The organism is Streptomyces sp. NPDC001933 (genome assembly GCF_042890955.1).
Lineage (GTDB): Bacteria > Actinomycetota > Actinomycetes > Streptomycetales > Streptomycetaceae > Streptomyces.
The window spans coordinates 238700-251940 of sequence record NZ_JBIASS010000009.1 but is presented as its reverse complement, the minus strand read 5'-3'; the positions used below and the strand labels follow the sequence as shown (position 1 = coordinate 251940).

General features: G+C 71.1%; 17 protein-coding genes and 3 pseudogenes. 11 read left to right on the top strand and 9 right to left on the bottom strand.

What is annotated here, in order from left to right:
• Window positions 1–24 precede the first annotated feature (24 nt).
• The 5 genes and pseudogenes from ACFYY7_RS23435 to ACFYY7_RS23415 all read left to right on the top strand — a co-directional run.
• Entirely contained in the window at window positions 25–774 is a 750-nt protein-coding gene (locus ACFYY7_RS23435) for a dienelactone hydrolase family protein (protein WP_388664121.1), read from the top strand.
• Between the two features lie 250 nt (window positions 775–1024).
• Entirely contained in the window at window positions 1025–1435 is a 411-nt protein-coding gene (locus tag ACFYY7_RS23430; protein WP_388664119.1) for a VOC family protein, read from the top strand.
• A 79-nt stretch (window positions 1436–1514) separates the two neighbouring features.
• Window positions 1515–2174 (top strand): glyoxalase, encoded by a 660-nt coding sequence (locus ACFYY7_RS23425; protein ID WP_388664117.1) that lies wholly within the window; start codon window positions 1515–1517, stop codon window positions 2172–2174.
• A 55-nt stretch (window positions 2175–2229) separates the two neighbouring features.
• The gene (locus ACFYY7_RS23420) at window positions 2230–3270 is read left to right on the top strand and encodes an aminoglycoside phosphotransferase family protein (protein WP_388664115.1); all 1041 of its coding nucleotides are present in this window, start codon (window positions 2230–2232) and stop codon (window positions 3268–3270) included.
• A 54-nt stretch (window positions 3271–3324) separates the two neighbouring features.
• Window positions 3325–3498 (top strand): annotated as a pseudogene (locus ACFYY7_RS23415) (TetR-like C-terminal domain-containing protein); the annotation flags it as partial.
• Here the strand turns inward: ACFYY7_RS23415 and ACFYY7_RS23410 are convergent.
• The 4 genes from ACFYY7_RS23410 to ACFYY7_RS23395 form a co-directional block, all read right to left on the bottom strand.
• Window positions 3476–3943: a BTAD domain-containing putative transcriptional regulator gene (locus ACFYY7_RS23410; RefSeq protein WP_388664224.1), complete on the bottom strand. Its 468-nt coding sequence runs from the start codon at window positions 3941–3943 to the stop codon at window positions 3476–3478. The pseudogene ACFYY7_RS23415 and the gene ACFYY7_RS23410 overlap by 23 nt on opposite strands.
• A complete protein-coding gene (locus tag ACFYY7_RS23405) occupies window positions 3883–4185 on the bottom strand; it encodes a BTAD domain-containing putative transcriptional regulator (protein WP_388664113.1) in 303 nt (100 codons plus the stop codon). The genes ACFYY7_RS23410 and ACFYY7_RS23405 overlap by 61 nt, the downstream gene beginning before the upstream one ends.
• A 14-nt stretch (window positions 4186–4199) precedes the next feature.
• Window positions 4200–4382 (bottom strand): hypothetical protein, encoded by a 183-nt coding sequence (locus ACFYY7_RS23400; RefSeq protein ID WP_388664111.1) that lies wholly within the window; start codon window positions 4380–4382, stop codon window positions 4200–4202.
• 160 nt (window positions 4383–4542) lie between these two features.
• Window positions 4543–5013: a hypothetical protein gene (locus ACFYY7_RS23395; RefSeq protein ID WP_388664109.1), complete on the bottom strand. Its 471-nt coding sequence runs from the start codon at window positions 5011–5013 to the stop codon at window positions 4543–4545.
• Window positions 5014–5155: 142 nt separating this feature from the next.
• On the opposite strand from ACFYY7_RS23395, the gene ACFYY7_RS23390 reads away from it, so the two are divergent.
• Window positions 5156–5740, top strand: coding sequence for a GNAT family N-acetyltransferase (locus tag ACFYY7_RS23390; protein WP_388664107.1), 585 nt, complete (start codon window positions 5156–5158; stop codon window positions 5738–5740).
• Window positions 5741–5763: 23 nt separating this feature from the next.
• On the opposite strand, the pseudogene ACFYY7_RS23385 reads toward ACFYY7_RS23390, so the two are convergent.
• Both ACFYY7_RS23385 and ACFYY7_RS23380 read right to left on the bottom strand, forming a co-directional pair.
• A pseudogene (locus tag ACFYY7_RS23385) lies at window positions 5764–5928 on the bottom strand (arginine deiminase family protein); the annotation flags it as partial.
• 321 nt (window positions 5929–6249) lie between these two features.
• The gene (locus ACFYY7_RS23380; protein ID WP_388664105.1) at window positions 6250–6858 is read right to left on the bottom strand and encodes a TetR/AcrR family transcriptional regulator; all 609 of its coding nucleotides are present in this window, start codon (window positions 6856–6858) and stop codon (window positions 6250–6252) included.
• A 162-nt stretch (window positions 6859–7020) separates the two neighbouring features.
• On the opposite strand from ACFYY7_RS23380, the gene ACFYY7_RS23375 reads away from it, so the two are divergent.
• From ACFYY7_RS23375 to ACFYY7_RS23365, 3 genes are all read left to right on the top strand, one after another.
• Window positions 7021–7821, top strand: coding sequence for an alpha/beta fold hydrolase (locus ACFYY7_RS23375; protein WP_388664103.1), 801 nt, complete (start codon window positions 7021–7023; stop codon window positions 7819–7821).
• A 76-nt stretch (window positions 7822–7897) separates the two neighbouring features.
• Window positions 7898–8116 (top strand): DUF4287 domain-containing protein, encoded by a 219-nt coding sequence (locus ACFYY7_RS23370; protein WP_388664101.1) that lies wholly within the window; start codon window positions 7898–7900, stop codon window positions 8114–8116.
• A gap of 178 nt (window positions 8117–8294) precedes the next feature.
• A complete protein-coding gene (locus ACFYY7_RS23365; protein WP_388664099.1) occupies window positions 8295–9251 on the top strand; it encodes an N-acetylmuramoyl-L-alanine amidase in 957 nt (318 codons plus the stop codon).
• Here the strand turns inward: ACFYY7_RS23365 and ACFYY7_RS23360 are convergent.
• Complete coding sequence (locus ACFYY7_RS23360) at window positions 9248–10066, bottom strand: SGNH/GDSL hydrolase family protein (protein WP_388664097.1); 819 nt, start codon at window positions 10064–10066, stop codon at window positions 9248–9250. The genes ACFYY7_RS23365 and ACFYY7_RS23360 overlap by 4 nt on opposite strands.
• A complete protein-coding gene (locus ACFYY7_RS23355; protein ID WP_388664095.1) occupies window positions 10053–10622 on the bottom strand; it encodes a PadR family transcriptional regulator in 570 nt (189 codons plus the stop codon). The genes ACFYY7_RS23360 and ACFYY7_RS23355 overlap by 14 nt, the downstream gene beginning before the upstream one ends.
• Before the next feature lie 96 nt (window positions 10623–10718).
• Between ACFYY7_RS23355 and ACFYY7_RS23350 the strand changes: the two genes are divergently transcribed.
• Together ACFYY7_RS23350 and ACFYY7_RS23345 are read left to right on the top strand one after the other, a co-directional pair.
• Window positions 10719–11168, top strand: coding sequence for a nuclear transport factor 2 family protein (locus ACFYY7_RS23350; RefSeq protein ID WP_388664093.1), 450 nt, complete (start codon window positions 10719–10721; stop codon window positions 11166–11168).
• A gap of 37 nt (window positions 11169–11205) precedes the next feature.
• Window positions 11206–11577 (top strand): annotated as a pseudogene (locus ACFYY7_RS23345) (alpha/beta fold hydrolase); the annotation flags it as partial.
• Between the two features lie 10 nt (window positions 11578–11587).
• On the opposite strand, the gene ACFYY7_RS23340 reads toward ACFYY7_RS23345, so the two are convergent.
• Window positions 11588–13132, bottom strand: a complete 1545-nt coding sequence (locus tag ACFYY7_RS23340) for an FAD-dependent monooxygenase (RefSeq protein WP_388664091.1) — start codon at window positions 13130–13132, stop codon at window positions 11588–11590.
• Window positions 13133–13241 lie beyond the last annotated feature (109 nt).

Genomic DNA, 13241 nt, shown 5'->3' with positions numbered 1-13241 from the left:
TCACCGCTGCTACGGTTCGTACCCATGCCCACCATGACACTGCAGATTCCCACCGAAGACGGCCAGGCCGACGCGTTCGCCGCCTACCCCGATGGTGGCGGGCAGCACCCCGGAGTGCTGCTGTACATGGACATCTTCGGAGTGCGTCCGGTGCTTGAGGAGATGGCCCGCGAACTGGCCGGCCACGGGTACTACGTGCTCGTCCCCAACGTCTTCTACCGGAACGGCACGGCACCGGTGGTCGAACTTCCCGAGCACATCGGAGCAGAGGCCCGGCCCACGGTGTTCAGCCGGCTGAAGCCCCTGATGGAGGAGCACACCCCCGAACGCGTCCTGCGTGACGCCGACGCCTACCTCGGGTTCCTCGCCGACCGCCCCGAGGTCGGCGTCGGACCGGTCGCCACGATCGGCTACTGCATGGGTGCCGCCCTGGCGATGCGCACCGCGGCGGCCCACCCCGACCGGGTGGCCGCCGCCGCCGGATTCCACCCCAGCGCCCTGGTCACCGACGCGCCGGACAGCCCGCACCGCCTCGTCCCCGGACTCAAGGCCCAGGTCCACCTCGGACTCGCCGAGGGCGACATGACGCCCGAGGCCATCAGTGAGTTCGAACAGGCCCTGGACGCCGCAGGCGTCGCCCACACCTGCGAGATCTACCCCGGTACCGTCCACGGCTTCACCATGGCCGACACCGCTGCCTTCGACCCCGCCGCACTGCAACGCCACTGGGACCGCCTGCTCCCCCTCCTCGACCGCACCCTGGCCAAGGGCTGAGGCTCCGGCCCGGGGGTGAGCGGCGCGGCCGGGCCGGGCGGGAATCGCGAGGTGCGGTTCGCGGAGCCGCGCCTAAGGGCTGTCCCGTAATCCCTGGTGGATCAGCGTGCGGCGTCAGACGCGGTGCATCGCAAGGCGGAGGGACGCCCGAATACTGGATGTATTCGGGCGTTCCGACAACGCGGCGAGGTGCCGTGACTGTCGTCGCACGCCCACCAGGGATTACGGGACAGCCCTTAGCATGATCGTTATGGACATCTCCATTCACACGAGCTTCCTTCCGCACGACGACCCGGAAGAGTCCCTGGTCTTCTACCGCGACGTCCTCGGCTTCGAGGTACGCGGCGATGTCGGCCAGGGCAAGATGCGCTGGATCACGGTCGGTCCCGCCGACCAGCCCAGCACCTCCATCCTGCTGGCACCGCCCGCCGCCGACCCCGGGATCACCGAGGACGAGCGCCGCACCATCGCCGAGATGATGGCCAAGGGCACGTACGGCTGGATCCTGCTGGCCACCCGCGACCTCGACGGCACCTTCGAGCAGGTGCGGGCCGCCGAAGCCGAGGTCGTCCAGGAACCGACCGAGCAGCCGTACGGCATCCGCGACTGCGCCTTCCGCGACCCCGCGGGCAACCTGGTGCGCATCCAGGAAGTGCGCTGAGCCGTCCGGCGGCGGCCCGGCCCGAACCGATCAGGAATCGAGAAGCACCGGTCGCCGGGCCGTAACTAGCGTGAGGGACATGGCAACCATCGAAACCGTGACCCTTGAAGTGGCCGACCCCGCGGCCGCCGACCGCTTCCACGCCACCGCCTTCGGCCTGGACACCCGGATCCGCCTGCGCGCCTCGGAGGCCCCCACCACCGGCTTCCGAGGATTCACGCTCGCACTCACGGTGTCCCAGCCGGCCGACGTGAACGGCTTCATCGACGCCGCACTCGACGCGGGCGCCACGTCGCTGAAGCCTGCCGCGAAGTCCCTCTGGGGCTACGGCGGCGTCGTACAGGCCCCGGACGGGACGATCTGGAAGATCGCGACCTCGGCGAAGAAGGACACCGGCCCCGCCACCCGGAAGATCGACGAGATCGTGCTCCTGCTCGGAGTCGCGGACGTGATCGCGAGCAAGCGGTTCTACGCCGGCCGGGGCCTTGCCGTGGCGAAGAGCTTCAGCCGTGTGTACGTCGAGTTCGCGGCCGGGGAGAGTCCCGTCACCGGCGAGAGTCCCGTAAAGCTGGCGTTGTACCGGCGCCGCGCCCTGGCCAAGGACCTCGGCGTCTCTCCCGAGGGCACCGGAACGCACGGGCTCCTGATCGGCGGCGACGCCGGCCCGTTCACCGACCCGGACGGCTTCGCATGGGAGGCCGCCTCGCTGGCCGGTTCGGCCGATCACCACCGGGCGTGACTTCGCCTGCCGGGGGCCTGCCTGCCGCGCCCCCCGCGTGGAAGGATGAGCCCCCATGTGGTCGCGAGTCCCGTTCGGGGACGGATTACGGGCAGAGCTGGGCGCTCCCGGGCGCTCCCGGCGTCTGGAAAGCAGCCCGCGCTCACGTGTGTGGCGCGTGAAGCTGGCCGGGGGACCGGTGGTGGTGAAACAGATCGTCGGCGGTCCCGATGCCGAGGAGCGGTACGCCCGCGAGCTGACCGCATTGCGGCTCGCCGCCCGGTCCGACGCACCCCTGGTGCCCGCCCTGCTGGGCATCGATCCGGGCGAGCGGGTGATGGTCCTGGAGCAACTGGACCACCGGCGCCCGTCCGGCGACTGGATCGTCGGCTACGCCTCGGCACTGGCCCGGCTGCATGCCGTCGCCCGCCCCGAGGACGCCGGATCACTTCCCCGCTGGCAGGGTCCGGACGGGGCCGACGTCGAGTCCTTCCTCGGGCTGGCCGAGGCGCTCGGTGTCCCCGTCGCGACTGTCGCGCCCGGTGTGTCCGGCGAGCTCGACGAGCTCGTGCACCGGCTCGGCCGGGCCCCGGGGCATGCCCTTCTGCACGGGGATCCGTGCCCCGGCAACGACCTGCACACCGCCGGCGGGGTCAGGTTCATCGACCTCGAACAGGCCTCGTTGGGCAGCGGACTGATGGAGCTCGCCTACCTGCGCATCGGCTTTCCGACATGCTGGTGTGTCACCGAGGCCCCCGCCCCGCTGCTGGACCGGGCCGAGACCGCCTACCGCACGGCATGGCACACCGCGACCGGCACCGAACTCCACGACGACGACCTCGCCGACGCGTGCGCGGGCTGGCTGCTGCGGGGCGACGCGCTGGTCGAGAAGGCCCACCGGGGAACAACCGACCACCTGGCCCGGATCCCGGACCGGAACTGGAAGTGGGGCAACGCGACCGCCCGGCAGCGCCTCGTCCACCGGCTCGGAGTCGTCGGCCGGCTGACCGCCGACCGCGCCGACCTGTCCGGCCTGAGCAGGCTCAGCACGGACATGCGGCGCCGCATGCTCGCCCGCTGGCCCAGGCTCCGGCCGGTCCCGTCGAAGCGCCGGTAGACGACTTCTGCCCATGTGGCCGCGTATACAGCCGCCATCGGCAGCCGGGGCGCCCCGGACGTCCCCGCGACACCGTTCCGCACCCATCTGGAAGACCACCGGGCCTGGGCCGGCGACCACCCGGCCCCGCCCGCGGCGCTCCACCGGGCCCTGACCTTCTGGACCCGGCTGCACGGCGTCCTGTCCCTGGAACTGGCCGGCCACTTCACCGCAATGGGCTTTGATCCCGTGCCCCCTCGGACGGCTGCGAATCGGGCCGGGGCAGGGCCCCGCGCTCGGGTCGGTTCCCGGTCCCGGCCCTGGCCCCGGTCCCGGTCTCAGCCTCAGCCTCAGCCTCAGGTTCAGGGTCAGGTTCAGGGAGGTCGAGCCGGGGGTCGCCGCGCAGCATGCGCAGTTGCAGATCGCACAATGGGGCGGACGGCTCGATGCTCAGCTCGCCGACCAGCAGCCGGTGCACCTCCCGGTAGGCGTCGAGCGCCTCCGCCTGCCGCCCCGACCGGTACAGCGCCAGCATCAGCTGACCCCACAGCCCCTCCCGGAGCGGGTGCTCACGCACCGACTGCCGCAGCTCCGGCACCAGCGCGGCATGCCGGCCGCAGGCCAGGTCGGCTTCTACGCGGGACTGAAGGACGTCGAGCCGCTGCTCGGCCAGCCGCGCGGCCTCCGCCTCCACCAGCGGCCCGGTCGGCACATCGGCGAGCGCGGGTGTCCGCGCCACAGCGCGAGGGCCTGGGCCAGCAGACCCGCCGCCCGTTCCGCATCGCCGACCGCGAGCGCCGCGCGGCCCGAGTCGCCGAGCCGGGTGAAGGCGGCGGCGTCCACATCGTCCTCGTCGGCCGGCACCATCTGGTAGCCGGGCGGCCGGGTGACCAGCAACCGGCCCTGCCGGTCCCCGAGTTCACGGCGCAGCCGCATCACGTACTGATGAATCAGATTGGTGGCGGCCTTGGGCTCGCACTCACCCCACAGCTCCGCCCCAGCCGGTCCGCCGGCACGGGGACATCGCGCTGGACCAGCAGGGTGGCGAGCAGCGTGCGGGGCTTGGCGGCGGAGATCCCCCGCCAGTGGGTGCCGTCGAACACTTCGAGCGGCCCGAGGATCCGAAAGCGCATCGCACCCCCCCCCGTGTTCTGGACCTGTGGCAGGTGATCCTGCCACTGGCGGGAGCAGGTGACCGGCCCCTTCCCGACGCGTGGACCGGCGGACGGCACGGGACGACACGGGCATGGGCCCGGACGGTTGTCCGGGCCCCTGCCGTACGCGGAACGTCGCTCAGTCGCCGGTGTTGGTGGCCCAGACGGGGCGGTTCGCGCTGTCGTAGACGACGACGTTGCCGTCGTCCTGGACTGCGAGGTACCGGCCCTTGTGCCAGGTGCCGGCGGCCCAGAGCGGATCGCCGGACCGGTTGTAGACGACGAGGTTGCCGTCCTCCTGCATGACCAGGCGGTCGGCGTTGGGGTAGACGTCGGGGGCCTGCCAGACGGGACGGCCGTCCTTGTAGACGACGACGTTGCCGTCGCTCTGGACACGCAGGATGGTACGGCCGTTGCCGGAGGTCCAGGCCTGGTTCCTGAAGAGGGTGGCGGGCGGGTAGAAGTGGGCGTCGCTCCGCAGCGCGTGGGTCTGCGTGCTCCGGACGGCATGGCCGGTTCCCACGGCGTCAGCGGCGGGAACGGCGGCCAGGACGGGCAGGGCTGCGAGGGCGAGCGCGGGAAGACCGCGCCGCACGAGGTTCTTGATCACAACCCAGGTTTTAGGCAGCCCGCAGGTACCCGCGCCAGCCTCGCGGCCAGGAACCCACCCGGACGGCCCAGCGACTTCATTGCTGAAACGACACTGCTTACGCCGGACGCGCGGCGCCCGCACGAGCCGGACAATGGATCCCATGAACGCATCGCCCACGCTGTCCGCCACTGAGATCACCACGGATCGCCTCCGGCTGCGAAAGGCGCACGACGCCGACATCGACGGCCTCATCGAGCTCCAGACCGATCCACAACTCCGTGCGCACCTCGGTGGCCCGCGGCCCCGTGGCGTCGTCGAGCAGTACTTCGACACGCACGGCATCGGTGCCATCGCGGGCAGGCCCGGTACCTACGTCATCGCCGACAAGGAAACCGACCGGTTCATCGGGACACTCGCGCTCGACCGCCGCTCCGCCGACCTTCCCGGACACGTCACCGAGGAAGGCGGGGAGCTGGAGCTGAGCTATCTGCTCCGGCGCGGAAGCTGGGGCGCGGGGCTGGCATTCGAGGCCGCCACGGCCGTGTTGCGCGCCGCCGCCGGCGAACTGCCCGACCAGCCGGTCCTGGTGGTGACCCAGACGGCCAACGCGCGTTCCCTCAAGCTCGCCACCCGTCTCGGCTTCGAGTACAGGGGCACCTTCGAGGCGCATGACGCGGAGCAGACCCTCGCCGCGGTCGACCTGCACTCGTTCAAGGCCCGGTCCCCGCTGTCCGGCCCACGCTGAAAGCAGGAGCAGGAGCAGGGCCGTCAGTACGACACGGGTTCGCGGATGATCGGGCAGGTCATGCAGTGGCCACCGCCCCGGCCGCGGCCCAGTTCGGCGCCGACGATGGTGATGACCTCCACACCCGCCTTGCGCAGCTGGGTGTTGGTCTGGGTGTTGCGGTCGTAGGTGAAGACCACACCGGGCTCGAACCTCCGGCCCCGCCCTGCCGGGCCCGGCCTCGACGAGTACGAGCGCGCGGATCAGGCCGGGGTGCGCGGCAGCGGTGAGCATGGCGCCGTGGCCTCGCTGGTCGACGGCGATGACCGGTACCGAGGACTCAGGCCACGGGCCACGACGTCCCATTCGCCCGCGTGGCCGGCCAGACCGTGCAGAAGGACGAGAGGGTGTCCGGTTTCCGCCCCAGTCGCGGCAGGAGATGCGGACACCCTCGCGTACGACGGTGCGCTCGGACCAGTTCGTGTGTTTTCTCCCGGTTCGCGGACGGTCGGGCCAGGCGCTCCGCCGGATCAGCGGTGGGCGGCGAGGAAGGCGCGGACGCCGGCGGTGGCGTAGTGGTCGAGGTCCGCCTCGGTGTGCTGGGCACTGCCGTGGAACATGGCCTTGTTCACGGGGATCCACAGCAACAGACCGGCGAAGTGATGGGCCGCCAGCATCGTGTCGTCGGTCCGGAGCAGACCCTCGTCGGCGAGATGCCGGAAGGTTTCCGACAGGGTGACCAGAACCCTTTCGAAGCCCTGCTCGTACCAGGCGGCACCCAGCTCGGGGAAGGTATCGGCATTGGCGATGATCAGACGTCGCAGCTGAAGGACCTGGGGCCGGGTGAGGGCGGCCAGGAACTGGCGGGCGAGCCGGGTCAGGTTCTCTTCCAGGGCATCGGCGTCCGCGGGGACGGCGGCCACCAGGTCGATCATGCCGTCGATGCGATCGGTGGTGGCCAGGACGATCTCGGAGAACAGCTTCTCCTTGTCCGCGAAGTGCTTGTAGACCGTCTGCTTGGACACCGCGGCCAGTTTCGCGATGTCGTCCATGCTCGTTCCCGAGTAGCCCTTGCTCAGAAACACCGTGGTCGCGGCCTCCAGGATCGCCTGGTGCTTGCGCGCTGAACGGTTGTCCATCGCCAACAACTTCCTTCCTGTCTGCCCTGCCTCGGTTCGCCCCCACTGAAGAGTACTGGACTGATCAGTACTCATGTGGGTACCGTACCGTCCAGTTCCGAAAGTGCCGGGGTTCCGTCCCGGTGCGTGTGCACTGCGTATGAATGGGATTGGGGATCTCGCATGGACAAGGTGTTCTCGTCCGACGGCACGGCCATCGCCTACGAGCAGCAGGGCTCGGGTCCCGCGGTGGTGCTCGTCGGCGGCGCCTTCATGACCCGTGGCGACTCCGCCGCACTCGCCGGCCTGCTGGCCGAGCGGTTCACCGTGATCACGTACGACCGCCGGGGCCGCGGCGACAGTGGGGACAGCGCGGCGTACGACGTGCAGCGCGAGGTCGAGGATCTGGACGCGCTGATCGAGCGCGTGGGCGGCGAGGCGATGGTCTTCGGCATGTCCTCCGGCGCTGTTCTGGCGCTGGAGGCCGTGGCCCGGGGCAGCGCCGTCTCCCGCCTGGCCCTGTACGAACCGCCGTTCATCGTCGACACCACCCGTCCTCCGCTGCCCGCCGACTACGTCGACCACCTGAAGGCGCTCGTGGCCCGGGAGGCATTCGGCGATGCTGTCGCCTACTTCATGACCGCGGCCGTCGGCATGCCCGCCGAGGCCGTCGCCGGGATGCGGCAAGCCCCCTTCTGGGCCGGGATGGAGGCCACCGCCCGCACCCTGCCGTACGACGGTCAGGTCATGGGCGACACCATGTCAGGCCGCCCGCTGCCCGCCGACCGCTGGCAGTCCGTGACGGTCCCCGTCCTCGTCGGCAGCGGCGATGCCGACGAGCACATGCTGAAGGGGGCGCGGGAACTCGCCGCGCTGGCGGACAACTTCACCCTGCACACCTTTGCCGGCCAGGACCACAACATCGACCCGAACTCCCTCGCTCCCGTCCTGGACGGTTTCCTCGCCGCCGGGCAGAAGGCCTGAGCAAGGCCCCGCCGGCCCGGCAGGTGACCGTACGGCTTCCACGACCACCACGTACGCACACAGGAGAGACAACGACATGACCGCCCCGGTGAACGGCCCCGCCAGCTACTTCCCCTCGATCGAGAAGAAGTACGGCCGCCCGATCGAGGATTGGAAGAACCTCATCCGCACATCGCCCCTGACCAAGCACATGGAGCTCGTCGCCTGGCTCAAGGCCGAGCACGGCCTGGGCCACGGCCATGCCAACGCCCTCGTCGCGCACACCCTGGCCGAGGCGAAGTCCGGCGCCGAGTGACGGTCCGTGCACACTGCCGGTCGCGCGGTCGAGTCCGGCAGTTGTTGTGCGGGTATGGATCTCTTATGAAATGGTCGTCACCGCAACCCGGTTCGCGTTCACGCGGACGGCGGCGGACGGTGGCGAACCGTACGTAAGGTCCGCGACGTCCCGTACACCCCGGGCTGAAGGGAAACGAATGGCTAGTCCTCTGTCCGCCTCCGCTGTGCTCAAGGCGCTGCGCGCCGAGGGCGTGCGCGTGGTCGAGGTCGGCAACTGGCGTACCCACAACCGCAATTCGAAGGGTCCATGGGGCCCGGTCAACGGCAGCATCGTGCACCACACCGTGACCAAGGGCACCGCGGCGACGGTCCGGATGGTCCGCGACGGCTACGCGGACCTGCCCGGCCCGCTGTGCCACGGGATGATCGCGAAGGACGGCCGGGTGCACATGGTCGGCTGGGGCCGCGCGAATCATGCCGGTGGCGGCGACCCCAAGGTGCTGGAGCAGGTCATAGCGGAGTCGTACGGCACCCGTCCGACTCCGCCGACCCGCGGCAACAGCAACGGGATCGACGGCAACGCGCGGTTCTACGGGTGGGAGTGCGAGAACCTCGGCGACGGCAAGGACCCCTGGCCCAAGGCCCAGTACGACGCGATCGTCCGCGTCCAGGCCGCCCTGTGCCGGGCGCACAAATGGTCGGCGAAGTCCGTGATAGGCCACCTGGAGTGGTCGAACGACAAGGTCGACCCCCGCGGCTTCACCATGCCCAAGCTCCGTGCCGATGTTTCCGAGCGGCTCAAGCATCCCGCGAGCTGGAACCCCGGCTCGGATCAGGAGGAGGACCCCATGGCAGGCATCACCAAGCGCGACATCTTCGACGCCGTGTGGAAGACCGACGCGATCGGCGGCCCGGCGGACGCGGCGGACCACTCGACGAATCCGACGTGGCAGCCGCAGTCCATCCTGAAGGACATGCAGGCCCGCATCCGGTCCATGGACAGGCGGATGGCCGCCCAGACCGCCGCGATCACCGCGCTCGCCGGTCAGGTCGGCACGGGCGCCGACACACGGACCGTCGTCGCCGCGGTCGAGGCCGCGATCGAACGGGCCGTCATCGAAACCGACACCGACACCGAAACCGCGGACGCCTAGGCTCCCGCCGGTCGGCCTCCCGTCGCGGAGCAGCCGGGCGGGGCGCTCACGGGCAGCAGCTGGGGACGCTTCGCGGTGCGGCCGGCGCCGGAGGAGCGGCCGCGAAGGCGGCGTCCGAGCCAGGGGCCGAGGAACGCGGCCGCCCAGCGCAGTTCGGCGGCCGCGGCCTGACGGCCCGTGAGGACCCTCCGCGGCGGCAGGGGGAGAGTCCAGGCGTCGTCGCTGTCGGGCAGCTGGATCGCTTCGGCAACGGCTGCGGCGATCCGCTCGTGGCCCAGGGGACTGGCGTGGAGCCGGTCCGCGCTCCACAGCCGGGGATCGGTGGCGATGGCCGCCCGGCCGGTTTCGGCGACCGCGACCCCGTGCCGGGCGGCCGCGGCACGGATGCGGGTGTTGAGGTCGAACACGCGTGACCTGATCGGCCGGGCGAGGGGCACGATCTTCCCCACGTCGGGGAAGGTCAGCGTCACCACATGGGCCCCGGCCGCGGTGAGCGCGGCGAACATCTCCTCCATGTGCCCGGCCACCGCCGAGGCGTCGAACCGGGGCCGGAGCAGATCGTTGACCCCGGAGACAACGGTGGCCAGGTCGGGGCGCAGAGCCAGGGCGGGCTCCAGCTGTTCGGCGCGGACCTGTTCGGCGACTCGGCCGCGTACGGCAAGGTTGGCGTACCGAAGGCCCGGGTCGAGGGCCGCGAGGTGCTCGGCGAGCCGGTCGGCGAAGCCCCGCAGCCCGACGGTGTCGTCACCGTCGCCGAGCCCCTCGGTCTGGCTGTCGCCCAGGGCGACGTAGCGCAGGTACTCACCGTTCGGCATGCGTCGACTGCCTTTCCTGGAGGACGGCCGCGATCCGCCGGCACCAGTCCCGGTGCTCCTGCTCGAAGGCCAAGCCGCGCAGACAGGTCAGATACGGCCCGATCCGCTCGCCCCGGAGGAGGAACTCCTCCTCGTCCGCGTCGCCGCGCAGTTGCCGCAGCAGCTTGCCGAGAAGCTCGATCTTGGCCTCGGCCGCGGACGCCCGCTCCTGGAGCTGCTCGATCACCGAATCCGTGCCGATGCGGTCGGCGACCTGGACCTTGACGAGCAGATCGTCGCGGATGAACGAGGGCTTCGACACGGCTGCGGCGAACTTCTCCAGCTCGGCGCGACCGGCGTCGGTGACCTGGAACAGACGCTTGTTGGGCCGGGTCTCCTGGACCACCTGCCGCCCCGCGACCAGTCCTTCCTTCTCCAGCTTGGCCAGCTCCGCGTACAGCTGCTGCGGCAGGGCGTGCCAGAAGTTCGCGACGCCGATGTCGAACGTCTTCGCCAGTTGGTATCCGCTGTACTCACCGTCCAGCAGCGCCGCCAGCACGGCATGTCGCAAGGCCATCGAAGCGACCCCTTCCCTTTCCTCGTCCGCCACTGCATCATACTCAAGAAAATTACTAATCATATTCTTGAGTACTGCTGAGCATCAGGAGGAGCTATGGAGGCCACGAAGACCGTGGAGACCACCGAACGTTTCCGCACCGCGATGGAGAAGGGCGAACTGGCCGCGCTGAGCGACCTGTTCACCGAGGACATCCGCCTCTACAGCCCCGTGAAGTTCACCCCCTTCGAGGGCAGGCCCATGGTGCTGGGGCTCTTCGGCGTACTGCTGCGCACCTTCGAGGACTTCCGCTACGTCGGACATTTCGAGGGCACGGCCGAGACGAGTGCCGACGGCGAAGAAGCCCCGTCGACGGTCCTGCTCTTCCGGGCCACCGTGAACGGCAAGCAGATCCACGGCATCGACCTGCTCCAGTTCGACGGGGCGGGCCGGATCAAGGAGTTCACCGTGATGGTCCGCCCCCAGTCCGCCGTGCACGCCCTGGGCCAGGCGGTACTCGACGGACTGGTCGCCGACGGCCTCGTCCCCGGGGCCGTCGATCGCTAGGTGTCTGTTCGGTGCCGAACCGGGATGCGGGGGTACATCGCGGCCGGCGGAGAGGGACCTGGTGTGGGGCTCCAAGCGGTACGGCGACCCGGCACCCCTGCGTGAGCCGGCTGCCCGGAGCTACGACCGCGCCCACTACCCGGCCGGAGTCGGGCGGCAACTCGCGGCAATGATCCTCAGCGGTCCGCGCACCGACGCACTGCGCGGGCTCCGAGTGCCGACCCTGGTGATCCACGGTCTGGACGACACGCTGACCGACCCCAGCGGGGGCAGGCGCACCGCCGAGCTGGTGCCCGGTGCGAAGCTCCTGCTGCTCGCCGACATGGGGCACGACCGCCCCCGCGAACTCTGGCCCGAGATCATCGAGGCCCTGGAGACCCACACCCGCGCCGGCACCGACACCCGCTGAGCGGCCGTGTTCAGACCGTGAACCAGCGCTCGACCGCCGCCCGCAGCCCGGCCAGTTCGGCCGGGTCGGGGACGGGCGAGCCGCTGGCCCAGGCCACGTATCCGTCGGGGCGGATCAGCAGGGCGGAGAGGCCGGCCGGGCCGCCACCCCGTGCGACAACGGGATCGACGGTGTCCTGGTCCTTCGCCAGTACGGCGGCCGCCGACCGGTCCTCGGTCAGGTCGATCAGCAACGGCCGGGCGCTCCGGGCGAGTTCGGCGAGCCGGACCTTCTCCGTCCCGGTGATCAGCTCCAGCTCCGGTGCGAAGTGGCCGACCGCGGGGTGGGGATCGGCGATGCCCATCTCGTAGCGCACATCGGTGCCCGCGGTGAGGTCGGCGAGGCGCTGGACGACCTCCTTCCCGGTGAGCAGCTCGGTGAAGAGTTCGCGCAGGGCCGTGGTGTCGCTCCCCGGTGCGGTGAGCGCGGACTGCGCCTCGGAGTTGAGCACCATGCGGCGGGCGGCCAGGCGGCGCTCGGTGTCGTAGCTGTCGAGCAGGCCGGGCGGGGCGGTGTCGCGCAGCGCGGCGGCAAGCTTCCAGCCGAGGTTGGCGGCGTCCTGCAGGCCCAGGTTCAGCCCGGGGCCGCCGCCGGAGGCGTACACGTGGGCGGCGTCGCCGACGAGGAAGACCCGGCGGTCGCGGAACCGGTCGGCGACCCGGGTGTTGCCGCCGGCCAGCCGCCGCAGCACATGCGGGCCCGTGCCGTCCGGCGGGCCGAGCGGCAGGTCGACGCCGAGGACCCGGCGGACACTCGCCTCCATCTCGGCCAGGGTCATCGGCTCGTCCGTCGCGGGCTGGTCCCACTCGGTGGTGCTCACCAGCGGCGGCTGCCCGGGGAACGGCGCGTAGGAGAAGCCGCCCCGGTCGGTGCGGTGGGGCAGGAAGGGCAGGACCGGCCCGTGGCCGGGAACGGTGAGGGCGCCGTTGCCCGGATCGACCCAGTCGGCCGGGACGGTGGCGTGGGCGGTGCGGTTGGTCCGGCGGTCGTGGCTGACGCCGGGGAACCCGATTCCGGAGAGCTTGCGGATCACGCTGTGCGCGCCGTCCGCGCCGACCACGTAGCGGGCGCGGAGCTGCCGGTCGCCGTCGGGGCCGGTGACGTCGAGGATGACGGCGTCCTCGTCCTGGGCGACGGCAGCGACCCGGTGCCCGCGCCGCAGATCGACGCCGAGCGAGCGGGCGCGCTCCTCCAGGACCTGGACGATGCGGTGCTGCGGGGCGGCCAGGCCGAAGACCGGACTGGCGTCCAGCAGGCCGAGATCCAGGCCCATGGCGGCGAACATGAAGTAGGCGGTGTTCGGCTGCGGGGGCTCCGGGCTGCCGCTGAGCGGCTCGTACAGACCGCGGTGGTCGGCCAGGCGCACCACCTGGCCGAGCAGGCCGTTGGCCTTGGGCTCGGTGCTGGGCTCCGGGAGTTGCTCAAGCACGATCGGGCTGATCCCGGCCAGGCTCAGCTCGCAGGCCAGCATCAGCCCGTTCGGGCCGCCTCCCACGATGATCACGTCGGCTGTCACGGTCGTGCCTCCTTGGTACGGAAAGGGGAAAGGGAGGGGAAAGGGGCGGCGCCGGGCATGCGGCGGCTGCCACTCCTCGTTGCGGAAGTGGAGAGGGCGGCGCCGGGTG